Source organism: Catalinimonas alkaloidigena, assembly GCF_029504655.1.
Classification (GTDB): domain Bacteria; phylum Bacteroidota; class Bacteroidia; order Cytophagales; family Cyclobacteriaceae; genus Catalinimonas; species Catalinimonas alkaloidigena.
Window position 1 is genome coordinate 822,960 of the sequence record NZ_JAQFIL010000001.1, and the last position, 23,295, is coordinate 846,254.

The following is a 23,295-nucleotide window of genomic DNA, read 5'->3' on the forward strand; positions in this document are numbered from 1 at the left end:
GAAAAGCCTGATGCTAAATCAACTTCAGCGCGCCACACTACAATGTCAGGGATTAACGACAAGGTATCCGTTTGGAAAGGGTAAGCAGGCAGTGCTCTCTGCCCTGGAGCGTCTTGGCTATATCCAAATTGATACGCTCTCAGTCGTTGAACGCGCCCATCACCATACCCTATGGACAAGGATACCAGGCTACCAGACTGAGTACTTAGCGCAGTTGGTAGAAGAGCGTAAGGCATTTGAATATTGGTTTCACGCCGCTTCTTACTTACCCATGAAGGATTACCGCTACGCCTTACCACAAATGCTTCAGGTCAGACGAGGAGAAGCTCCTTATTATAGAAATGCTGATCCCAAAGTGCTGGATGATGTAATGGATAAAATTCGTATTGATGGTCCACAGAAAGCGAGAGATTTCACATCTTTTTCTAAAAAACCGGGAAGTTGGTGGAACTGGAAGCCTACAAAAATTGCCTTGGAACAACTTTTTATGCAGGGAGATTTAATGGTATGCGGACGTGAGGGTATGGAAAAAATCTATGACCTGACAGAAAGAGTATTACCCAAAACTACCAATACCACTGAGCCCAGTGCCTGGGAGTTTGCCGAATATCTGGTCAACACGTATTTGCGGGCTTATGGAGTTACCACAGTTAAACAAATCACCCATCTGAGAAAGGGTAATGCTCTGCGAAAAAATACGGAACTCGTGCTGCAAAGCATGCTGGAAGAAAAAACAGTGCAAGAGATACATTTGGATGGCATGCCGACTATGTATGCACTCAGCGAGCTACTTGAAAACTCAATCAAAAAGCCGTCTTCCGGCATCAGACTATTATCTCCTTTTGATAATGCATTGATTCACCGTGAGCGTCTGGCGCTGCTTTTTAATTATGATTTTCGTCTTGAGTGTTATGTTCCGAAAGCAAAAAGGCAGTACGGCTATTTTTGTTTGCCCATATTATTTGGCGACGAATTTATAGGGCGTATAGATTGCAAAGCACACCGTAAAGACAATCAATTTGAGCTTATTCATCTGCACATAGAAAAGAAACAGGATGCCATAGCCTTGTGGTTGAAACCATTGATGAAAGCCGTACAGCAGTTCGCGATTTTTAATGGTTGTCCATCCATCAAAATTTCTCAGGTAAGCCCTGCCAAATTATCAGAGATGGTAAAACGCTCTTTTGAAGAATAAATTCCGACAATAGCATAATTGAGCATCAAAAAAACTCCACTGCAGGTTTTGTGCATAACAGCATGCGAAGTATCATTCAGAGGCGCTGTAAATGATAAAAAAAATGTAAATTATCTGTGTCTTTGGTGGTTCAGCTGAAGCATTTAACATGAAATCAAAATGAGCTTTTTGAGCGCAGAGTGGAGAAAACTCGCACTGGCAAATTATATCGTTGATAAAAAACTACTTTCTCAATATGTGCCTGCCGGAACGGAATTAGATTTCTGGGAAGGAAGATGCTATGTCAGTCTGATCGGTTTTATGTTTCAAAACACCAGGCTTTTAGGCATTAAAGTCCCATTTCATGTCAACTTTGAAGAAGTGAATTTGCGTTTTTACGTGAAAAGGCTTGAGCATGGAGAATGGAAAAGAGGTGTGGTTTTTATCAAAGAGATTGTACCCAAATGGGCTTTGGCCTTCGTAGCTAATTCTTTGTATAAGGAGAATTATGAAAGCCTACCCATGAAACATGTATGGGCAACAGAAAGTAATCAACGAATTATTGAATATACATGGAAAAGGCTTACTAAGTGGAATAAATTCCAGGTTCAGGCCAGCATTGCCCATCATGAGATGGAGTCAGGCAGTGAAGCGGAGTTTATCACTGAGCACTATTGGGGATACGCTAAAGTGAACGATCATAAAACGAATGAGTATGAAGTCACACATCCGAGATGGAAAACTTATCAGGTGATTGACTATCAAATAGATGTTGACTTTGAAGCCAACTATGGTCCTGCATTTGGTTTTTTAAAGCATGAAAAGCCGGTATCAGTCATGCTGGCCGAGGGCTCTGAGATTACCGTAGAAAAGAAGAAAGCAGTAAGTATTTGACTTCCCAACAATAGCCGGGCATCATTTTATAAACATCATTCTGTCCAGGTGCTGGCGGGAAGAAAACCTCCAAAATCATCAATGAAAATCCAGGTCTACAACTTGTTTGTCTTTTTTGCTAAATGATTGTTTAGCAGTCAGCAGGCCCCCTTGTGGAGCAAAGAGAAAGGCCAGCATAAATTCCAGTCCGATGCAGGCTGCCATCGCTCCGGCGATAGAACCATCTACCGCCACGGCCAGTAGGTAGCCACCTACCGCCGCCACAATGCCTGCACCTACTGCAATGAATAACATCTTCCTGAGGTTTTCAGTGAGCAGATAAGCAGTGGCTGCCGGGCCTATCAGAAAAGCTACCACTAGTATGGCTCCTACTGATTCAAAAGAAAGTACAGTAGTCAGTGAGACCGCGCTCATGAGCGCATAGTGCCAGAAAGCGGTTGAAATGCCTACGGTGGCCGCCAGCATAGGATCAAAACTGGTGATCAGTAAGCCTTTGTAGCCGATGAGTACAAAAGCCAGCACGATCAACAGATTAGCACCCATCAGCCACACACTGATCGGTCCCAGATTGCTGCCATTATTGCTGATCCACACATCCAGCGGGACATAAGCGATTTCTCCGTATAATACGCATTCCTGATCCAGATCCACTTTGTCAGCAAAAAAAGTGATGAGAATGACACCTATGGCAAAGAGCCAGGTAAAAGAAACGCCAATGGCAGCATCTACCTGAAGCTTGCCATTTTTGTGCAGCACTTCTATCAGTACCGTAGTAAGCACGCCAAACAAGGCCGCACCTATCAGCATGGGCAAAGAAGCACGGGTTTGCGCCACCAGATAAGCCAGCACGATGCCCGGCAATACCGCATGGGAGATGGCATCACCAACCATTGTCATTTTTCTGAGCAGCAGAAAGCAACCCAGCAGGGCGCAGCTTGATGCAACCAGCGCGCCGGTGAGTATGATCCAAAAATCATCCATTTTGATTGGGGTTATAAGTAATCGGCCTGTCGTGGGGGTCTACCAAAGGGTAAGCCAGCTGGCTCTCTAACTCCTGTTCCAGTTCAGGCGTGATGATATGCTCAATAGCTTCTGCATCTTCGTGAACGTGATCGGCAGGCAACTGCATATACTGGGTAAGGTAAAGCTCCCAGAGGCGGTGAATCCTGGTAATCCTTGCACCTGCTTCTATGCCTTTCTCAGTCAGGCCAGCCTGTTGGTTGTATAGCTTAACCAGTTTCCTGCGTTTTAGCTTTTTAAGCCCTTTCAGCAGGTTAGCCTGCTCAAACGCTCTTTTTTGCTGTATCTCATCAAAGCTACGCATCTGTCCGAATCTGCCATCATCTTCGCCTAAGTGGTACAGGCACTTTAAGATATTCTCCCGCAGCATCTTGCGTTCGTTTCTTTGCCTTTGTAAAATGTTGTATAAAACCCCTTTGCGCCGCCCCAGCATGACGGAAACAAAGGTAAATAATGTCAAAACCGTAACAATCCAGGGGCCGGTAGGCATGCGGGGAATTTCGTAAGAGACATATGTGCCCAGCAGTCCGGAAGCTACTGAAAATAGTACCGCCAGTATCACCATGATGCCCAGCTTATTGGTCCAGTAGCGGGCAGCGGCTGCCGGAGTGATCAGAAAGGCCGCCATCAGTACCACACCCACCGCCTGTATGCCGATGGCAATGGCCAGCACGGTAAGCACAGAGAGTAGAAATTCTAACTTCCTGACCGGAAAACCTTTGACCAGTGCAAAGTCACGGTCAAAAGAGATGAGCTTGAAAGTGTTGAATAGAGCGATGACGATAATGAGCAGTATGGCGCTGAAAATTGTAAACACCACTACATCCTGCTGATCCATAGCAGCGGCTTTGCCAAACAAAAACTTATCCAGACCCGATTGGGCAGCGTTGCCACTGCTCTGAATGATGGTCAGCAGCAATATACCGATGCCGTAGAACACGGAAAGCACCAGCCCCAGGGCAGCATCAGTTTTAAGCTTGGAGCGCTCCACGATCAGGTCAATCAGCAATACGCCCAACCAGCCGCTTACAAATGCCCCCACCAGCAGAATCAGGGGGTTTTTGGTCTGAGCGATCATAAAGGCCAGGCAGATACCGGGCAGAATGGCATGGGCGATGGCATCTCCGATCAGGGCTCTTTTCCGCAGAAAGGTAAAGCAGCCCACTACGGAGGCGCTGGTACAGATCAGGCTTACCGCAATGATCACCCAGCGTACATTCGGGTCTTGTAAAGGGCTAAGGAAATCCATCGTCTATTCTTTTTCTCGTACCGGATGTTGGTGCTGCCTGAGAATTTCACCGATCTCACTAAGAATGTTCAGCCGCCCTCCGTAGGTTTCGGTAAGGGTAGTTTCGGTATACACCTCTTTCGTCTTGCCCGCGGCGATCAGTCGGGTATTCATCATGATCAGCCAGTCGTAGTAACGATGGGCAGTCTGTAAGTCATGATGCACTACAATGATGGTTTTACCTTCGTCTCTCATCTCCCTCAGCAGACTGATGATGGTATCTTCGGTAGCAGCATCCACACCGGCCATGGGTTCATCCAGCAGGTACAGGTCGGCTTCTAATGCCAGTGCACGGGCAATAAATACGCGCTGTTGCTGCCCTCCCGAAAGCTGGGAAATCTGTCGATTGACAAACTTCTCCATACCTACCTTCTGAAGGCATTCCAGTGCGATGGCTTTATCTTCTTTAGTAGTTCTCCTGAACAGGTTTTTAGGGTTATAACGCCCCATCAATACGGTGTCCAGCACGCTTACGGGAAAGTCCCAGTCTACCGAATTCCGCTGGGGCACATAGGCTATGCGTCCTCTCACCTTGTCCAATGGCTGACCGAATATTTTGACATACCCGCTGCTGGGTTCAACTAAGCCCATAATCGCTTTGATCATGGTGGTTTTGCCCGAGCCATTGGGACCGATAATGCCCACCATTTGCTTTTCAGGAATTTCGTAATCTACGTTCCACACAGCAGGCTTGTTCTGGTAAGTCACTGTCAGGTTATGTAGTTCCAGTATTGGCTGTGCCATAGGTTGCTATTTTAATGATGCTACAATGGTATTCACATTAGCCCTTACGGTACCTATATAGGTGCCTGCGTCTGTCCCTTTTTCGCCCAGGGCGTCAGAATAAAGTGTGCCGCCTATGCTCACCTCATGTCCTCTTTCTCTGGCTCCCGAAACTACTGATTCCAGTGATTTGCTAGGTACAGAAGATTCTACAAATACCGCTTTGATGCCTCGCTCACTGATAAAGTCTACCAATGCTGAAATATCTTTCAGGCCAAACTCGGAGATGGTGGATATGCCCTGCAAGCCTCTTACTTCTATATCATAAGCCTGGCCAAAATAGTTAAAGGCATCGTGTGCGGTGATGAGCACCCGGCTTTGTTGAGGGATAGATTCAATCTGCGTGCTGGTCCACTGATGTAGCTCAGCCAGTTTTTGGGTATAAGCCTCAGTATTACTTTTGTAATAGGTAGCGTTAGCTGTATCTACTTCTGCAAGTTTCTCTCCCATATAAGCTACTGCTTCGTTCCATAAGGAAACATCAAACCAGATGTGGGGATCATAAACATTCTCTTCCAAGGCTATCAATCTTTGCTGACCAATGCCATCCGCTACGGCAAATACTGGTTTTTGGGTAGATAGTTTTTCCAGCACTTCTCCCATTTTACCTTCCAGATGGATGCCATTGTACAAAATAATATCCGCTTCACGTAATTTGCTGAGATCGCTGCGGGTAGCTTTGTAAAGGTGAGGGTCTACACCCGGACCCATCAGTCCTTCTACTACTGCTGAATCTCCTGCAATATTAGCTGCCGCATCGGCAATCATACCGGTGGTGGCAACTACATATAATTTATGCTGGCTATCTTCTGCTGAAGGGCCGCTACAGCTAATGAAGAAGGCTGCCAGAAATATCCAAAGTAAATGTCTCATACGCCTAGCGCTCCGGTGATTATTGTAGAAAAAATAAAAAATCGGATTTGTATCTACAATTTCATCTCCGGACCACATTAATATTTTAGTTGGTCTTACACTCTTTATTTAGCAAATTTTAATTTAATAATTTGACTTGCCTAAATATAATCCTAAACTACTGCATTATTGTATAAGTTCAAAAGTTTTATACTCTTCTATTCATATTCTGCATAAGCATCTTCTTCTTTTTCGTCAATTAAGATTTTTAAGAGCGCCCTGAGTTGTTTTGCGCTCACAAAGCCCACCCGCTGGTATATGATTTCATAGTCGGCGTTGAGAAAGCAAAGGGTAGGGAAGCTGAGTTTTCCTTCCACATTACCCAATAGCTGGGCCAGTTCGTGCTGCCCTGTGCCATTGCCGGTAGGGCGATACTGAAAAGCCTGCCCCTGCAGCATGATATCCTGCTTGCTCTCCGCATCCAGACTTATAAAGTAGAAGGCACTCTCCAGCCTTGCTCGTACGGTCTCATCCTGAAAAGTGGTATGCTTCATGTTCTGGCAATATCTACACCAGTCGGTATGGATAAATACCAGCACAGGTCTTTCCTCTATCTGTTGCAGGCTATCTAGCTGCTGAAAAGAAAAGGCAGACCCAGCCTGACCATAGCCAAGCTGGGTGCTTCCAAACCAAATCCATAACAAACCAATAAAAACCCGAACCATATTCTTTATTGAATTACATATCTCACTCCTAAAAAACCTCTGATTCCCTGATTGGGCGCATATACATAAGCCGGATCAAATGTTAGCCCATAGGGATTGTTAGGTGTAGGAACCACCTCTCCTCCCTCACCGAAAGTTACTTCCCTGTCAAAAGGATCATCAGGGCGCGCGATGCTGTTAGCCGGAGGCGTGAAGTTCAACAGGTTTTTTACGCCTCCATAAATTTCCCAGGAGCCTCCCGACTGCGCCCAGCTCAGTTGTATGTTCTGCAGGCTCCACCAGGGCGACATCTCATCGCGTGGATCCAGATCACTGAGCAAAGGCAAGCGCATGGGGCCATAAAGGTTTCCGGTATAATCTATACCGAGGTTGAGCTTGTCAATCGTATAAGATACTGCCCAGGTACCTGTCCAGCGTTCGGTCAAAACAGGTCTGCGTTTCTCCAGCTTACCTTCAGCATCTTCTTCGGCAAAGAATACATTCATAAAGCTACCACCTGCCAGCACATTGATGCCGTTGGCAAACTCAGTATCCAGATTAACTGAAATTCCCTGCGTTACCGCGTAAGCATCCAGGTTGCGGTAGATAATCTGGTTAGGATCAGTATCGTAATCCGGCAAAATCTGGTTAGTGAAATAGGTGTGCCATGCCGTAGCATCCAGCCCGATGTATGAGCCCTCTCTGAGATACATCTTTTTGATGTAGTTCAGATTTAGGTTATAACTCTGTTCAGGGTGCAGTGCTTCAGCGATCACCACTTCCCGTGATCCGGTGAGGGCGGCGTGTTCTTCAGTAAACAAATTAACAACCCTAAAGCCGGTACCGGCATTCAGGCGAAGGATGTTATTGTCATCCAGAGTAATTTTATAGGCTAAACGAGGGGTGAATATGCTTCCGTGATTGGAATTATAATCATAACGCATACCTAATAACAATCGCTGTCTGTCGGTGAGTGAGATATCGTCCTGCACAAATAAACCGGGCAGCCAGGTTTCGTCAGCAAGATTTCTATCTTCGCTGGCGGTAGCTGGTGTATTATCATCATAATAGGTATAGCGAAGGGCAGAGCCAAGCAGGAGATCGTGGCTTTTCACATTTTTATCCCAGGTGAGCTGACCAAAAGCAATTTTCTGATCGGCCATGTAGGGAACATCGCCATAGTAGGAGTTTTGGTTATGAGCGTTATAAGAAAAAGTAAAAAGCATTTCTTCTTGTACAGGCAACTGATAGTTACCGATCAGCTCCCAGCGCTTGGTATAAATGCTCTCCCCATATACTTCATCGCCACCTCTGTAGTCCGGAGCCCAGTTCATTTCTCCACCCCATCGGTCTTCGTATAAGTAGCGACCTGCCAGCGAAAAAAGGCGGTTATCTTTGCGTTCAAAATTCCACTTCTGAAAAATAGAAAGTCTGTCCTGCAGCGTGACATCCGTAAAGCCATCATTATTATTGTCAATCGACTTATTGTAATTGAAATAATTGACACCTGTTAATACTGATACCTTATCGCCAAGTTTTAGACGGTGCCCCACGTCAATATTATATTCCTGCCAGCTGGTAGACATGACATCTATCGAAAGCGGAAGAGCGTTCTTAGGATCTTTGGTGATGATATTGATCAGGCCGCCTACTGCCTCGGAACCATAAAGAGAAGAAGCAGGCCCTTTGACAATTTCAATACGGCGAATCATGGAATTAGGGATGCCAAACAGCCCGTACACACTTGCTAAACCACTGACGATGGGCATCCCGTCAATTAGAATCATGGTGTAAGGGCCTTCCAGTCCATTGATATGGATGTCACCGGTATTACACACATTACAGTTGAGCTGAGGACGCACGCCATTAACATTTTGCAGCGCATCATAGATAGTAGGTGTAGGGTTCTTCTTGAAGAAGGTAGGATTATATACTTCTACCGGCACAGCACTTTCCAGCCGGTTCACCTCTTTGAGCGTGCCAGTGATGACCACTTCTTCTAACGCATCTGCAACTTCGCTAAGGTTAAAATTTACTGTGAGCTTTTGCCCTTCTTTCAGGTTTATACTTTTTGTGAGAGCTTCATAGCCAACACTACTTGCGCGTAGTTGGTAAGTTCCTGCTTCCAGGTTTTGAAGCACAAAATAACCTTCCCCATTGGCTGATGCTCCTTGTTTGGTACCGAGGATTTCTACATTGGCAAAAGGGATAGACTGTTCATCAGCGGTAATTTTGCCCGCAATCCTTCCTTCAGCTTGACCATAAACTGCATAAATAGTTGACAAACTAAGGGATATGATCGTAAAGAGTGTTTTCATAAGCTTAAAGTTGGATAAACCAATTCATTATTAATTTCAAAGCTAGATAATTTTAAAGTAATAAAAAATAATAATTAGGTTAATCTAATAAATTTATTAGAATATATACGGAGCAAAAGTTTTTTTGGTTTGACTTCACTTTGATAATGAATAATTACGAGGGGAAATAATGAAAGAAAAAAGCCTTTCAAAAGGTGAATTTGAAAATCTTCATCTGTTGATGAGCAAGGATTAATTTTCTTCCTCACATCATTGATATGTTTGGAATTATACTACGGTACATTTTCTGAAGTGGGCTGTGGGACACAAGCCCACGGCGTCTGAGCCTCGGTTTGTGTCTTCACAAACCGAAAATGTACCGTAGTATAGTTTGGAATACTAAGAAACTACTGCCGCCGCATATTCGGAAGGAGTTTGTCCGTATTGCTTGTGGAAACTCTTGCTGAAGTAAAAAGGATCGTTGAATCCCACAGCATAGGCTACTTCTGCAATGCTGCCTGAGTCCCGGCTTAATAAGTCTGCTGCTCTTTTCAGACGCATCATGCGGATAAAATCTCCTGGTGCCTGGTTGGTCAGGGCTTTGAGCTTGCGGTACAGTTGTACCCTGCTCATGCCCAGCTCCTTACCCATGCTTTCTACACCAAAAGTAAAGTCTGCCATGTGCGCTTCCATGATTGCCAGCAGCCGCTGTAGGAACTGCTCATCGGCTGAGCTTACTTTGACCGAGCTGGGCTGCAGGGTGATCTCCCGGCTGAACTGCTCTCTGAGCTTTCTGCGGCTCTCAATCAGGTTTTTGATCCTGACCAAAAGCTCATCGGCTTTGAAGGGCTTGATGATGTAGTCATCGGCTCCGGTCTCCAACCCTTCTATCTTGTCTCCTCCACTGGCTTTGGCGGTGAGCAGAATCACTGGAATGTGAGCGGTCTTTTCATTGGTTTTGAGCTTCTGACATAGTTCCACCCCATCCATCTTCGGCATCTCTACGGTAGGCATCATCACATCGCTTAAGATCAGGTCGGGGATGTGTTCAATGGCCTGCTGATAAGCGGCCATACCATTCGCTGCTTCCATGACCCGGTAGACAGCCTGCAGGTTCTCCCGGATGAATGCCCGCACATCGGCATTGTCTTCTACGACTAAAATCAGAGGCGCTTCTGAATGGCTTTCGGAGATTGGTGATCCATTCGTTTGGTAGCCGGAAGCGGCTGGGGGTAATACCTGTTCTTTTCCATTACCCTCTTGACCTACTACAATTTCGGCGAATTCAGTCTGCCAGAGGGGAAGTTTTACTGTAAAACAGCTGCCTTTTTCGGCTTCACTGCTGGCTGAGACTTCTCCGCCGTGTAGTTCTACCAGTTCCCTGACCAGCGACAGACCGATGCCACTGCCTTCGCTAGCCTGCTGGCTGTCATCTGCCTGGTAGAAGCGGTGGAAGACATGAGCCAGTTGCTCTTCAGACATACCTACCCCACTGTCCTGTACTTTGAGTTCCAGCAGGCTGAGCTGAGCAGCATCCTGAGGTTTCTGGACAGGAGTAGTGATTGATTTTTCCGCGGCATGCAGGCGGGCAGAGAAAGTAATACTTCCTCCTGCTGGTGTAAACTTGAAAGCATTGGAAAGCAGATTGGTGATGATCTTCTCCAGCTTGTCAGCATCAAAGTACACTACAGGGCGATCATTAGGATACTGAAAATGATAGCTGATCTGCTGTCGCTCGGCCAGGGTGGTAAAAGACAGTCCGATGGACTGGAGGAAAGGTACAATGGCGCCGGCTTTTACTTCTGCCTGCATCCTGCCAGCTTCCAGTTTGGAGAGGTCCAGCAGCTGGTTGATGAGGTGCAGGAGTCGCTGGGCGTTGCGCTGCATCATGCTGAAGAGGGAGTGCTCTTTGGCATAGGCAGGCTCAGTCATCAGTTTGTCAAGTGGTCCCAGAAGAAGAGTGAGGGGGGTACGGAACTCATGGGAAATGTTGGCGAAGAAGCGGCTTTTGAGCTGGTCTACCTCATGCATTTTCTCGGCTTCCATGCGCTGTATATTCAGTTCATGTCTGAGTCTTTCTCTTTTGACGGTGTATTGTCTGAGGCTGTACAGAAGGCTCAAGCCCAAAACAGTATACAAAGCATAGGCCCAGCCGGTCTGCCACCAGGGCGGGAGGATGGTGACCACTATTGTTGCTCCTTCTTCGTTCCAGATCCCATCGTTGTTGGAAGCTTTGACCCGGAAAGTATATTCTCCGGGATCCAGGTCGGTATAGCTGGCAAAGCGGCGGGTATCGCTGTAAACCCAGTCTTTGTCTACACCTTCCAGCATATAGGCATACTGGTTTTTCTCAGGAGCATCATAATTGAGCGCGACGAAGTCAAAAGAGAGGAAATTCTCATCGTATGCTAATTCAATTGATCCGGCAGGGACTTCTCTATCTTCATCCATCATCTGAAAGCCGGTGATGTAAACCGGAGGTACAGTAGTATTATCCTGAATGCTATCCGGATCAAAGATGACAAAGCCATTGATACTGCCAAACATTAGCTTACCATCACTCGCATATACACTCCCTACTCTAAATTCATTGGCAGGTAATCCATCATTTACATCAAAGTTGCGAAATTCTTTTGTTTTTGGGTTAAAGCGACTGATGCCGTTGGTAGTACCCAGCCATAAGTTTCCACCTTCATCACCAATAATACTCACGATATGGTTACTGGGTAGCCCATCTTTCATGGTGAAGTTTGTAAACGTATTGGTTTTAGGGTCTAAACGGTTGAGTCCTCCCTGCTTAGTACCTGCCCATATGATACCCTCCGGATCTTCGTAAAGCGCATGGACAATTTTATAGTTTAAGAATTTTTGCGAGGATGTAAGCTGAACAATATTTGAAATTGAGGCCTGAGTGTTGGGTTCTAAGCGATTGTGTCCTTTCTGATAGACGGTTGCATTGATTGTATCCTCAGTATTGACAGTATAATTTGGAAGGTAAGTTGTAAAAGTATTGGTTTGCTGATCCAAACGAGCAAGCCCTCCCGAAAATCCCATCCATATATCACCATTTTGACTTGCCAATATATCATAAACTGATAGATATAATAAACTATTAGCCATTCTGGAGTCATAGTCGTAATAAGTAAAACTTTTGGTATTCGGATCAAAAGAAGCTATAGGGGAAATAATAGGATATACAAAGCAATTACCTTTTCCAATCCATATTTTACCATTCGGATCTTCAACGATTTGTTCTACAGGTATATCGGTAGGGTAGCGAGTAAACTTACCCGTACTTCTGTCTCTCATATATAGCGCTTCCACTGTTCCTACCCAGAGCCTGTTTTTCTTGTCCAGATGTAATGACCAAACCTGATTAGTTGCTAAACTTCCCGGATCGGTAGGATCTGCCGGATAGTGTATGATGCTATTTGTATTTGAATCAAACTGGTACAGTCCCTCAAAAGAATTAAAATAAAAAAAGGAATCCCCTCCCGTACCCAGCCAAATATTTCCCTCATTATCCTCTACCAAAGAACCAATCGTATTCTTATCAAGTATAACAGATAGAGAAGTGGGTACAATTTGTTGGGTTTGGAATCTTTTGGGATGTGCTGCTACTTTGTTGATGCCATTTACCGTACAAACCCAAAATGTACCTGACCGGGTTTTATACACTGCATTTGTTTGCTTATGGCTGAGACTGCCCGGTTTTTCCGGATTGGCCTCTATGGTTAATACCTGATCAGTTTGTTTGTTAATACGATAAAGCCCTTCAGAACCGCAAACCCATAAATAATCCGGTTCAACTCCATAAATAAAAGGGTGTTGCTTTTTGATCTGGCCGCCAGGGTTGTATCGGGTAAAATAAAAAGGTTTTTTATTGGTATCCATACGAAACAAACCTTCTTCATATGAACCTGCCCAGAGTATACCTTCTTCATCAATATAGACGGAATTACAATTGGGTTGGCGATCTAAGGAAGCATCTAAAACCATGGGAGTGAATTTTCCTGTTTCCTTGTCCAGTTGATAAATTCCGTTTTCACCGCTTGTCCATAGACGTTGAGAGTTATCTTCAGTGATACTTTTGAACCATAGCATTTTGCCAGGGGGAACATAGGGGGTAAACTGACCTGTCGAAGGATCAAACCGGACAATACCTCCTACTGCACTTAACCAGAGAATACCATCCTGGCTTTCATGGATTGACCAGATATAATTCCATTTGTTGATACCTACCGGTTCTATATCAAAGTGCTTCACTTCACCGGTAAATTTATCCACCTGATGAAAACCTCCTCCATAGGTAGTTACCCATAATCTACCTGTTTTATCTTCGTGTATATCTGAGATGTAGCTATGATTTAAAGTATGCTCAGGATCATCGGGGTCCGGTCGGAAAACTGTAAAGTTATAACCATCATATTTATTTAGCCCATCTAATGTGCCAAACCACATGAAACCTTCGCTATCCTGCTCAATACATTTTACAGTGTTTTGTGAGAGGCCCTGCTGATCGGTTAGGTATTCAAAACGAAACTCTTCTTCCTGGGCATAACCTATCGCAACAAAAAAATAGAGGCATGCAAAAAGAGTAGCGGTTGTGAGTAGTATTCGTTTCATAAGCCTGGAGGTTAGATACATATCACACTCAGGGTTAAAATAAAAGCGTGATCGTATTGTAGATATCTCTTTTAGGTTCAGTAGAAGCGAGCTGGAATCTTACTGAAACCATGTATTAGTGGCATTAATGCAAAAACCAGAAGGAAAACTATTCTGTTATTTGTCAAGTAATAGTAGTGAGAAGGTAATGATTTTTTTATAAATATTCATTGGAATGATTATAAATATCACGCTAAAAGCTCAACTACTGGCTAATTTGTAAATACTTTCCCAGGTCAATATCTGTTGACCTGTACACTTTACGGATGCAATAAAACTGAGGAAATTAACCCATGTTATCATACTCATCTACCATTACCGCATAGGTTTTTTCCATGTCCAGAAAAGTGCTGGCATCTTCATTGGCGGCTACCATTTCAGGCGAACTCATCGCCAGCGTCATGGCTTCATCATGATCAAACCACAATTCACCTATCGCATCGGGCGCATTTGGGTTGGCGTTGGGCTTCACATCGTTGAGTATCTCTTTGTTCAAGCCTTTTACTTTACTTACGATAGAGATATGACGGTCGCTCCTTAATTCTGCAATGCAGTCCTCATGGCTAAACCCAGCCTTTCTGAATATGATAAAAACTACTTTGCTCATGACTATTAGGTTTTTTTCTGACAATTAAAGCCTCATTCATATGCATTAAAGTTACGCAACAGCCTTAGAAGAAGCTGGTAAATATGTTACCATCTTTGGTAATTTGGTTACATGGTGTGAAAATCAAAATAAGCTTGAGTGCTTACTTATATCTGGTAATATAGCTTAAGGATTATTTTGGGAGGCTAAAGTAGGGGATTGTATAGGATAGCCTTCATCAAAAATATTGACAAGCTCTCTATCATGACGATAGGCTTCCTGCTCCCAGGGGGCTAGTAAACGATCTTTATTGTGTAGATATGAGTATTGAGTACCTTTCCATATTATGTGATGCCTGTTGACCACTTCCAGTTCTCCTTTCACATACTGTTTGACATGGATCATTTCGTGAGCCAGCGCAAGTTTTTGCCTTTTTTTATTCAAATGAGCATCTATACGTACTTCAATAAGTTGATCGTTAGGATAACCATTATTGGGAAAGGTCTTCTGCACATAAGTAACTGCCTTCATATTCTCCGGCATTTTGTTGTAGAAGCCGATATGAATGAAAACATTTTCGTCAACATCAAGATGCTTTAGGTGCTGAGATACCTGAGCAAGTATGCCCAAAGAATCTTTACTTCCACTGATGTATACAGTAGGTTGAGATAAAGAGATACCTACTCCCAAAACACCTAACAGTAATAACAATACTAGCTTTATCATTGGACAGGAGGTTAAGATTGACTAATGAATTAAAGCTAGCCAATAAGTCAGGAACAGGCTGTAAATATTATTTCAAATGCTGGTAATCTGGTAACTGGTAAAAATGAGATACTCTCTTAGTAGGTATAAGCCGGGAATGGGGCTATAAAACAAAAAGAAAAGGCCTAGACGGCCTCATCTTCATTCAGTTCCGCGATCAGGTCTACGTAGCGGTTGTAGCGACTGGTGATCTCTTTGACATATTTGTAGGGTTCAAGCCCACGACAGTAGCCATATTTGACTACGGCATCTCTATAATACTCTTTTTGTGCTTTGAGCAGTATGCAGTCTTCCACATTATTGTCCCAAACCAGTGAGTCCTTGCCCAGCTTGGCTGCCAGTCTTTGTGCATCTTCTACATGATAGGGGCCCGCATTGTAAGAGGCCAGCATAAACTTCACTTTCTGTGACTCATCGGGGATATGACTCCAGAACTCATTCAGGTGATTCAGATAGGCAATGCCCGCCTGAAGGTTCTGCTCAGGATCATTGAGGTTGGTAACGCCAAAAGATTGAGCGGTACGAGGCATCACCTGCATCAGCCCGCGAGCACCTGCCCAGGACCTGGCTCTGATCTGGAAGCGGGACTCCTGAAAAGCCTGAGAAGCCAGCAGACGCCAGTCCCAGCCCAGACTATCGGCATATTGCTGTAGCAGACTGTCAAACTCAGAGATTTTTCCGGTTCTGGCGAGTGAGGAATATTCGTACTCATGGCGTTCTCTAAACTTACGCTTGTTCTTGAAATAGCGATTGTAGATCACATTAAAGGTAGCTGTCCGCTGAATTTTGTTGAGCCACTGGTTCACCTCTTCCAGCAATTCGGGGGAGGAGGTACGGACTGCCCAGGCGATGTCCTGTTGTTCGGAAACAGGCAGCTGCACATCAACATTTTCGTGTAGTGTCTGGGTAATCTCCGCGATGTTGTTGTCAGCTAGGGTGTAGTCAATCAGCCCTTCAGCAACTTCAGCGATCAGTGCTCCTGTTTCTTTGGTTCCGCTGGCTTTTCTGACCTTAACCTGGCCTTTGATGTTTTCAGAAAGTTCTTTAAGCCTCTCATAATATGAAGAATTCTTCCTGACGTATATTTTCTTGCCTGCCAGTTGAGAAGTGTCTCTCAGCAGCACGGCTTCTATTTCTTCCTTCTCCATGTCTTTCCAACCTTCAGGCATTTGCTGAACCAATCTTTGTTCTACTTGACGTAAAGGCACTGTGAATGCCATTTGCTCCTGACGGCTAGGGGTGATGGTTAAGTTGTGGGCGATGATGTCGCCTTCTCCACTGCGGAGCATATTGGTAAGTTCGTCTATATCTTCTGCTACTTTGATTTCCAGGTCCAGCGCTAAAGACTCCGCAAAGCGCTGCATGAGCTCGTATTCAAAACCCATGGTCTTACCACGGTATAAGAAATAACTGGTGGGGCTATAGGTGGTAAGCGCAATCAGCGTACCTCTTTCTTTGATCTCCGGCAGATCATAAGTGATCTCATCAGCCAGCCGATCATTGCATTGGTTAAGTCCGAGAAAAATGAAAAGTGATGCAAACAGAAAAAGCGCTGATGATTTTCGGGTAATCATGTTTCATGGTTTTATTTATCAATGTTCTATGTATATAAAACAAAAAAAAACGTATTGTTCAAATTTTAGGCTTATGCAAATAAATAATATGATTATACCAATTAAATTTTACTGTTCCGACATAATCGTCTAAAGAGTAGGTGCATCAAAGCTTAATCATATCTACCTATTTTAAGCGATTTGATTGAAGTGGTGGGTTGCTTTCTATGGGTTAGGGGCTATCCACATTCGGTGCCATGAAACTTTGGATATTCGCTTCAGCAGCAAAACGCTTGTTTTTGGTAAATGAAATGGATAATTTTTTCACTGGAAATAATAAAACTGATCAAATTACCCTAGCTTCACATATCAATGAACTCAAACTTTAATTATCCTGGCCGCAGACATTTTGTCAAGCACACTGCCCTAGCCGGAGCGGGCATCGTAGTAGGAGCAGACAGAAGTCTGTTCGCTCAATCACTTTTTGCTGATAAGGTAAAAGTATTGAACCCTAAAGATCAGGTCCCAGTGAGCTTTATCATTGACGATTCTACTACTTTGGTGAATATGGCTTATTATGGCATTCCGCAATTCAAGGAAGTGTTTCCTGATCAATATCGGCAGGATTGGAAGAAGCTGCCCCAGGAGATTCCCGATGATTTTGTAAGGGAGTTCAGAGATTACTGCCAGCAGCATGGGGTAAAAGGCAAATACAGTATTGTGCCATACCCTGCCTGTACGGGCTGGGTAGATCGCTTTATTCCGGGCTGGTCAAAGCAGGAACTTCAGGACAGCCTGAAACTGGTGCGGGAGACCATGCAGCCCGACTGGGACATTCATCCCGAGATGATCAGCCACACCAGAGTAATAGACATCAAAACCGGACGCCCCTTTCCTTATGCTGATGAACAGTATATGGAAAACTGGGGCTGGAGCCAGGATAAGAGTGCCGATGAACTGGGAGAGTATCTTGCCTATGCACTCAATGTGCTGAAAAATGCTGAACTAGATTGCGAAGGTGTGACAACCCCTGGGGGCTTTGCCAGTGAAAACAAGGAAAATCTGGCTCAGGCTACCCTGGCAGCGGTGAGAGAGGTATATGGAAATGTAGATGTGTCGCATTATTTCAGAGATCTCTACACTGAGCCTACCCAAAGCGTAGTGCCACTGGTCAAGTACCCGGCTGACTTGCGTGGCAATGATCCTAAGTGTGTAGTATCAGTAATTGGCTGTACCGGCGACTGGTTTGGTGGCTGGGATGGGCTGACGCCTGGCTCGGTAGATAAATTTATCACGGAAGACTTAAGCCAGGGACGCATGGTAGAAGTCATGGACAGTGGTGAGCCAGCCATTATGGTTTGTCACTGGCCGGGTATATATTACAATGGAGAAAAAACAGGGTTCAACATTTTTAAAGAGGTAGTGAGTCGCCTGGAGCAGAAGTACGGTACCCTAAACTGGATGAAGAACAGTGAAATCGCTCGCTACTGGGCTGCCAAAGAGCTGACTGAGATTAACTATGATGGCAAAAAAGTGAGCCTGTATGCTCCCTTCTCAGCTAATCATTTTACTATACAAATTAGTGCTTCAAAAGCAAGAAAACTACGCCTGCTAAATGAAGGACAGCAACAAACGCTGGAGCAAGTGAAGTCCGGAGAGGCTTTGAAGCAAGGCAGTTACTATCATCAGGGAAATGATTTGATAGTATGTATCAATCTGAAGCGAGGAAATTCTGAGCTGTTGATAGGCTGATATACTTAGCATATTTTAGAATAATAAAAGAAAGCGCCAAGATCACAGGTGCTTTCTTCCTTATCATTTCCGGACTGATAATCCCAGTGGTATCCGTCGGCCCGCTAACATAGGTTACAAATCTACCATGACTGGAAAGTAGAGGGTTTACGCTGGCCTGCTGACCTCCTGAATGGCACCTGCTATATTATTTTCCCATCGGATAGCCACGGAGCTTTCGGTGAATGTCGCACTCTGAGAAGCTGTAAAGTCATTAACACAGCTGCCATAATCAGAGCTACTGGCTGAGAAAGCATGGCTTACCAGGCCTAACAGGAATATCGCCAGGGCAAAAAGAAGTTTGAATGAGTCTTTCATGGCATTGGTGTTTTTATGTTGAAGAATGTATGTTGTCTACATTCCTTCTATAGCGCTCCAATGAGAAAGGTCATCAATGAGAGGGAGTTTTTGTAATGGTGTTTATTCGTCAGGGGTTGATGGGGACGGCTCGTGCCTGCTAACATGTCTTGTGCTTTACATTTTGTTACTGAGCATGGAAAATGACTCTTTTCGCAAATAAAAAGACCATTAATTCCTTGCGAAACCAGCGTTTTCTCTTTCTCTCTGGCTCACTTACCCCTAATACACTTCGGAGAGCTGTACGATACCCGTCAAACGACCCCTGAAGGTCAGTTAGGGCCATAATCAGCAGAAAGATAGCCGTATAAAACCCTAGTGCATTATGCAAGTTGTGATTGAATCTCTTTCGCTTCTCATACCATTTGAGTTTAAGCCCTTGCTTCCATGATTTTGCTTTTTGTGGAAACCAGATCACCAGCCCGCACATAATGAGAAGCGCAAATATCACGGTGCTCCACCTGACAATCGGCCGACCAATCTCGGTATCCAGCATCAGCCATCGGTGAAGCCTGAACATTTACATAAAGAATTTAAATGAAGCAGGCTTTCTGGAGAGCAAAATGAATCGCTTCGCAGAAAGCCTACTGTATTGAATAACAAATAAAAATCACATTTTAGAAAACACCGATGTAGTGGTTTCCTGCTTTGTTTGCCAGGGTAGCTCCTTTAGTAACTTCTCCTGTTTGACTGTTTAAAACATAAATATTTCCATCCTTACCTATGGGAGTCACTGCCATTAACAATTCATCTCCACTCACAAGAAAGCCCTGGTATTGATGAAGGCTAAGGTCGGCATCATCAGGTATTTCTTCTACACGCTCGGCAGTTTGGTTATTCAGGTCAACACGGGCTACATAGCTTTGGTCAGACTCACCATACCGATAAACAATGTAGCCTACACCATTCTTCACATATCTCCAGGTCTGCACATAGACATCGTCAACTCCCAGCGCCTGATCCAGACTGAAAACATAGGAGTTGTCGTACTCATTATCTGCAGTGATCTTAAGTATATGAGAACCATTGGTATCTCTTTGGGTAGCCTGATAGATACTTCCATCTTCAGCCAGGAAGTTGACATTACTACGATATCCGGAGCAGTCACCATTGGCAACCGTAGATGTAATCACCTTCGGATTCTCCAGAGAAGGGTAATCTACTACCACAGACTTAGTGCCGAGTCTTTCCCATTCACTTTCTCTCTCACCTGTAGCAGGGTCGTACTTACGCATCCAGGTACCTATAATCAATTTGTCTTCTGCCTGATTCAACACCGGAGCATCTAAGCGGAAAATAGCATGTCCTTCGCTCTCTTCTTCTTCTGAAAGAGGGATTTCATATTGCTTATAATCGGAGATAAGCACATCCTGCAAGTCTAAAGCAAGTACAGTAGCTGTTCCACGGTAGTATGCAAAGGTTTCTTCGGTCTCAGCATTGTTTGCGGTAATATCCGCTATATTAACCGCAATGCCCGTTTGATCGCCATCATATAGTTTTCCCCATCTGGGGGCAGTTCCGGCATATTGGGCAATACTGACTGTAACATCTTCTTCCACATAATTGGCACCACCCTGAACATCAAACCTGGAAAACTCACCGCCATTTTCTCCGGCATACGCTATGTTGAACAATGTTTCACCATCTTGTGAAACCTGCAAACGCGCGGTACGGTTAGATTTTACCGGTTCTCCTTCGTCATATAAATTGATCGTTGTTTCCGGGTTGATGGCATCTTCGTAACTCACAGCGTAGATCATGGTTCCTCCATTGCCATCTCCAGGATCATCACCCATAAGGGCTCCCGCTACGGTCACCCAACGTGAGTCCTCCACCGGATCTTCTGTATCTACCGGGTCTGAAAGCTCGTCTTCATCACAACTGGTCAATGTAAAAGCAATTGCTATCGCACTGAATAGCCAAAATTTAATAAACAGATTCTTCATGTTAAGCATGATAAAAATTTACAAATTTGTGAGTGTATAGTTTAGTTTCAGATAAAAAGCCCTTCCTGGTTTTTGTACAGCGAAATTGTCATACACCTGACTATCAAAAATATTCCTCACATCGGCACTTACGACAAATTTTTTGTTGGGAAATATGTAATTGAGACCGAAATCATGAATGAATTGGCGAGGGGTTCTGAAATCCTCAATCTCTAACCATGTGGTGTAAAAACGGTCAACAAAACCAAAGTTGTAAGACAGGTTTAAGTTAGCGTGCTTCGCTATCAGGTCTTTGAAGGTGTACTGTACAGCGCTGTTGATGGTAAAGAAAGGTTCATTAGGCAGCTGTTGGTTGAAGTTATCGTAGACATTACCATGGGTATCATATTGCATGTTGAATACCGAGTTAAAGCGGGACATATTCAGCATTACATTCAGACGTTTATCGTACAGGTAGTTTAGCTCCGCTTCAAAACCTAGGGACTTTGTTTTTCCTAAATTTTCAAAGGGATTGGTCTGTACTGCATCATTAATTCTGGGATTGATCCTTTGTACAATTTTATCTCTCGTATCCCGCACGAATCCTGTACCTGAAAATGACAGCTTATGGTCTTCTATCGTATAATTTCCAGCCTGAAACCCGATGTTTACATTATTGCTGATCTCAGGATTTATCCCCAGGTTCTCTACTATATTATCACCAGGGCTTCCGAATATTTCGTTTTCAGAGGGCATTCTGACGGCCTTCTCCGCGGAAGCAAGGATCACCAGATGACGCATGGCGGAATAAGACAAAGCCACGCCATATCCGCTAGTATTTCTATTGCTGCTCACCCTATCTTCTGCACGCACGGATGCTCCATTTTCCTCTAGCAATATAGGGTCCATCCGCTTTATGCTTTGCTGATATAACTTGCCAAACAGATTGGCTTTCAGCCGTGAGTCAAGAGCGTTAAACTCATAGGCCAGAGAGGAAATATTCTTCTGCAAATCACGGGTGCCTATAAACTCTCGTTCTACAGCACTGCGCTTTTCATCCTGCTGAGTCCGGTCTATATTATAAAAGGCATGGCTGAAAATGAGCTTATGATGGTCATTGATAACGTAATTGAGCCCTGACCTGAAGGTAGCAATATTTCTGTCTATATGATTGATTGTGGGTGCGCCCTGCTGCGCTCCCTGGGGTCTTAAGATCGGGTTGCCATCCAGCCCTACACTCTTTTCGCCAAACCAGTTGTAGTTCCATTTGACCGTATCATTAACCACCTGATCTCTATCACTCATGACTCCGTTAAAAGTAAGCTCCAAGCCGGGAATGAACAGATCATTTTTTCGGTAGGTAATACCAGCCACATTGGCCTGAGATTTGGTAAACCTTCCTTTGTAGGGAATAGACATATAAGTGCCATGCTGTATCTCATTATAATCATCAGAACCATTGTAGCTGATGAAGAACTGATCGGCCCACTTCACATTGGTAAAGCCAAGCGCTAGCTGACCACCAATAGATCGGTAGGCATCGTTAAACCTTTTGGCCCGCACATAATCATACCGACCGTTTGGCAATATGTTCCTCACAAATTTGCCCCACACTTCATAATCATTGTCTGAGTAATTATAAAAACCAGACGCTTTTACAGTAAAGCCTGACTGATCATTGCGGTACATCCCGCTAAAGTTGCTTTGGAACGTATTAAAAGAGCCGTAAGAAACCGATGCTGTCAGGTTGTTGGCAACTTCTTTTTTTAAAACCACATTGATAGCCCCCCCTAAAGCATCATCAGCCAGGTGCGCGGGAAGTACGCCTTTGTATACCTCAATGCGCTCTATGAGGGCTGGTGGAATACTGTTCAGGCTGAAAGATCTACCATAAGTAGATACGGGCAGGCCATCTATGAAAATCCGCACGGAGTTTCCTGACATCCCATTGAGGTTGTAGTCTACTGATGAACCTAAGCCTCCATTCTGGCGGACCCTCACTCCGGCAGTCCGGTTAAGCAAATCATTGGTCTGCACTGACTGGAGCGATGCAGCTTTCGTTTCTATCACATTAACAGCAAAGCCTTGGGTTTCAATTTCCTTCTTTTCGGTCATTCCCTCAACAATCACCTCGTTCAGCACGCTGGCATCTGCTCTTTCTAAAACCAAAGCCCCATCTACAGCGTGGCTGTCAACATTTATATTGTAAGCGTTTTTTTTAATTTCAATACTGCTGACTTCCAACTGGTGAGTTCCATAAGGAATATTGGCAATCTCATACCAGCCATTCTCACTTGAGAGGGTATGTTTTTTAATAGAAGTAATGAAAACCGTAGCAAATGTCACGGGCGATCCATCTTCAAAAGTTAGTTTTCCGGAAATCTTTCCTGTCTGCGAAAAGCATAAGCTGGTTGAAAGAAAGCTCACAGTAATAAATGTCAGGACCGATGATCTCCACATATGACACACACTGATTTAGGCAGAAAAACTGCCATTATTCATATTTAGATTAATTATAAATAGGTGTGCAATTTTAGGAATAGTATCTTATTAAAGCAAGTTATTTAGATAAACTCTAAATAAAATTATAAGCTTTTTTCATCCGATTGGAGAGGCTTCCGTTCATTAGGATATGCATTGA

At 44.3% G+C, this 23,295-nt stretch carries 17 protein-coding genes; 3 read left to right on the top strand and 14 right to left on the bottom strand.

Annotated features, from left to right (window positions below; translation table 11 throughout):
• Nucleotides 1–10: 10 nt before the first annotated feature.
• Together OKW21_RS03425 and OKW21_RS03430 are read left to right on the top strand one after the other, a co-directional pair.
• Nucleotides 11–1,195 carry a winged helix-turn-helix domain-containing protein gene (locus OKW21_RS03425; protein ID WP_277477311.1) on the top strand — a complete coding sequence of 395 codons (1,185 nt, stop codon included), beginning with the start codon at nt 11–13 and terminating at the stop codon, nt 1,193–1,195.
• 159 nt (nt 1,196–1,354) lie between these two features.
• Nucleotides 1,355–2,068: a YqjF family protein gene (locus OKW21_RS03430; protein WP_277477313.1), complete on the top strand. Its 714-nt coding sequence runs from the start codon at nt 1,355–1,357 to the stop codon at nt 2,066–2,068.
• 78 nt (nt 2,069–2,146) lie between these two features.
• Here OKW21_RS03430 and OKW21_RS03435 read toward each other — a convergent pair whose 3' ends face one another.
• The 10 genes from OKW21_RS03435 to OKW21_RS03480 all read right to left on the bottom strand — a co-directional run bounded on the left by OKW21_RS03435 (nt 2,147) and on the right by OKW21_RS03480 (nt 16,602).
• Nucleotides 2,147–3,049, bottom strand: a complete 903-nt coding sequence (locus OKW21_RS03435) for a metal ABC transporter permease (RefSeq protein WP_277477314.1) — start codon at nt 3,047–3,049, stop codon at nt 2,147–2,149.
• Nucleotides 3,042–4,337 carry a metal ABC transporter permease gene (locus OKW21_RS03440; protein WP_277477315.1) on the bottom strand — a complete coding sequence of 432 codons (1,296 nt, stop codon included), beginning with the start codon at nt 4,335–4,337 and terminating at the stop codon, nt 3,042–3,044. The genes OKW21_RS03435 and OKW21_RS03440 overlap by 8 nt, the downstream gene beginning before the upstream one ends.
• Nucleotides 4,338–4,340: 3 nt before the next feature.
• Nucleotides 4,341–5,120 (bottom strand): metal ABC transporter ATP-binding protein, encoded by a 780-nt coding sequence (locus OKW21_RS03445; RefSeq protein ID WP_277477316.1) that lies wholly within the window; start codon nt 5,118–5,120, stop codon nt 4,341–4,343.
• A gap of 6 nt (nt 5,121–5,126) precedes the next feature.
• Nucleotides 5,127–6,032 carry a metal ABC transporter solute-binding protein, Zn/Mn family gene (locus OKW21_RS03450; RefSeq protein WP_277477317.1) on the bottom strand — a complete coding sequence of 302 codons (906 nt, stop codon included), beginning with the start codon at nt 6,030–6,032 and terminating at the stop codon, nt 5,127–5,129.
• A 197-nt stretch (nt 6,033–6,229) separates the two neighbouring features.
• Nucleotides 6,230–6,736 (bottom strand): thioredoxin family protein, encoded by a 507-nt coding sequence (locus OKW21_RS03455; RefSeq protein WP_277477318.1) that lies wholly within the window; start codon nt 6,734–6,736, stop codon nt 6,230–6,232.
• Between the two features lie 5 nt (nt 6,737–6,741).
• The gene (locus tag OKW21_RS03460) at nt 6,742–9,033 is read right to left on the bottom strand and encodes a TonB-dependent receptor (RefSeq protein WP_277477319.1); all 2,292 of its coding nucleotides are present in this window, start codon (nt 9,031–9,033) and stop codon (nt 6,742–6,744) included.
• 378 nt (nt 9,034–9,411) lie between these two features.
• Complete coding sequence (locus OKW21_RS03465; protein WP_277477320.1) at nt 9,412–13,638, bottom strand: hybrid sensor histidine kinase/response regulator transcription factor; 4,227 nt, start codon at nt 13,636–13,638, stop codon at nt 9,412–9,414.
• Between the two features lie 325 nt (nt 13,639–13,963).
• Entirely contained in the window at nt 13,964–14,284 is a 321-nt protein-coding gene (locus OKW21_RS03470) for an EthD family reductase (RefSeq protein ID WP_277477321.1), read from the bottom strand.
• Nucleotides 14,285–14,449: 165 nt separating this feature from the next.
• Nucleotides 14,450–14,989 carry a hypothetical protein gene (locus OKW21_RS03475; RefSeq protein ID WP_277477322.1) on the bottom strand — a complete coding sequence of 180 codons (540 nt, stop codon included), beginning with the start codon at nt 14,987–14,989 and terminating at the stop codon, nt 14,450–14,452.
• 164 nt (nt 14,990–15,153) lie between these two features.
• Nucleotides 15,154–16,602 (bottom strand): MltF family protein, encoded by a 1,449-nt coding sequence (locus OKW21_RS03480; RefSeq protein WP_277477323.1) that lies wholly within the window; start codon nt 16,600–16,602, stop codon nt 15,154–15,156.
• A gap of 351 nt (nt 16,603–16,953) precedes the next feature.
• Between OKW21_RS03480 and OKW21_RS03485 the strand changes: the two genes are divergently transcribed.
• Nucleotides 16,954–18,333 (top strand): hypothetical protein, encoded by a 1,380-nt coding sequence (locus OKW21_RS03485; RefSeq protein WP_277477325.1) that lies wholly within the window; start codon nt 16,954–16,956, stop codon nt 18,331–18,333.
• Nucleotides 18,334–18,480: 147 nt separating this feature from the next.
• Here OKW21_RS03485 and OKW21_RS03490 read toward each other — a convergent pair whose 3' ends face one another.
• The 4 genes from OKW21_RS03490 to OKW21_RS03505 form a co-directional block, all read right to left on the bottom strand.
• Nucleotides 18,481–18,690 carry a hypothetical protein gene (locus OKW21_RS03490; RefSeq protein WP_277477327.1) on the bottom strand — a complete coding sequence of 70 codons (210 nt, stop codon included), beginning with the start codon at nt 18,688–18,690 and terminating at the stop codon, nt 18,481–18,483.
• A gap of 166 nt (nt 18,691–18,856) precedes the next feature.
• Nucleotides 18,857–19,249 (bottom strand): PepSY-associated TM helix domain-containing protein, encoded by a 393-nt coding sequence (locus OKW21_RS03495; RefSeq protein WP_277477329.1) that lies wholly within the window; start codon nt 19,247–19,249, stop codon nt 18,857–18,859.
• 97 nt (nt 19,250–19,346) lie between these two features.
• Nucleotides 19,347–20,675, bottom strand: a complete 1,329-nt coding sequence (locus OKW21_RS03500) for a hypothetical protein (protein ID WP_277477331.1) — start codon at nt 20,673–20,675, stop codon at nt 19,347–19,349.
• 18 nt (nt 20,676–20,693) lie between these two features.
• A complete protein-coding gene (locus OKW21_RS03505; RefSeq protein WP_277477332.1) occupies nt 20,694–23,114 on the bottom strand; it encodes a TonB-dependent receptor in 2,421 nt (806 codons plus the stop codon).
• Between the last annotated feature and the right edge of the window lie 181 nt (nt 23,115–23,295).

Excerpts from the sequence above, each read along its gene's own strand:
- OKW21_RS03425 (WP_277477311.1), top strand. The coding sequence starts at position 11 with ATGCTAAATCAACTTCAGCGCGCCACACTACAATGTCAGGGATTAACG.
- OKW21_RS03430 (WP_277477313.1), top strand. The coding sequence starts at position 1,355 with ATGAGCTTTTTGAGCGCAGAGTGGAGAAAACTCGCACTGGCAAATTAT.
- OKW21_RS03435 (WP_277477314.1), bottom strand. The coding sequence starts at position 3,049 with ATGGATGATTTTTGGATCATACTCACCGGCGCGCTGGTTGCATCAAGC.
- OKW21_RS03440 (WP_277477315.1), bottom strand. The coding sequence starts at position 4,337 with ATGGATTTCCTTAGCCCTTTACAAGACCCGAATGTACGCTGGGTGATC.
- OKW21_RS03445 (WP_277477316.1), bottom strand. The coding sequence starts at position 5,120 with ATGGCACAGCCAATACTGGAACTACATAACCTGACAGTGACTTACCAG.
- OKW21_RS03450 (WP_277477317.1), bottom strand. The coding sequence starts at position 6,032 with ATGAGACATTTACTTTGGATATTTCTGGCAGCCTTCTTCATTAGCTGT.
- OKW21_RS03455 (WP_277477318.1), bottom strand. The coding sequence starts at position 6,736 with ATGGTTCGGGTTTTTATTGGTTTGTTATGGATTTGGTTTGGAAGCACC.
- OKW21_RS03460 (WP_277477319.1), bottom strand. The coding sequence starts at position 9,033 with ATGAAAACACTCTTTACGATCATATCCCTTAGTTTGTCAACTATTTAT.
- OKW21_RS03465 (WP_277477320.1), bottom strand. The coding sequence starts at position 13,638 with ATGAAACGAATACTACTCACAACCGCTACTCTTTTTGCATGCCTCTAT.
- OKW21_RS03470 (WP_277477321.1), bottom strand. The coding sequence starts at position 14,284 with ATGAGCAAAGTAGTTTTTATCATATTCAGAAAGGCTGGGTTTAGCCAT.
- OKW21_RS03475 (WP_277477322.1), bottom strand. The coding sequence starts at position 14,989 with ATGATAAAGCTAGTATTGTTATTACTGTTAGGTGTTTTGGGAGTAGGT.
- OKW21_RS03480 (WP_277477323.1), bottom strand. The coding sequence starts at position 16,602 with ATGATTACCCGAAAATCATCAGCGCTTTTTCTGTTTGCATCACTTTTC.
- OKW21_RS03485 (WP_277477325.1), top strand. The coding sequence starts at position 16,954 with ATGAACTCAAACTTTAATTATCCTGGCCGCAGACATTTTGTCAAGCAC.
- OKW21_RS03490 (WP_277477327.1), bottom strand. The coding sequence starts at position 18,690 with ATGAAAGACTCATTCAAACTTCTTTTTGCCCTGGCGATATTCCTGTTA.
- OKW21_RS03495 (WP_277477329.1), bottom strand. The coding sequence starts at position 19,249 with ATGTTCAGGCTTCACCGATGGCTGATGCTGGATACCGAGATTGGTCGG.
- OKW21_RS03500 (WP_277477331.1), bottom strand. The coding sequence starts at position 20,675 with ATGAAGAATCTGTTTATTAAATTTTGGCTATTCAGTGCGATAGCAATT.
- OKW21_RS03505 (WP_277477332.1), bottom strand. The coding sequence starts at position 23,114 with ATGTGGAGATCATCGGTCCTGACATTTATTACTGTGAGCTTTCTTTCA.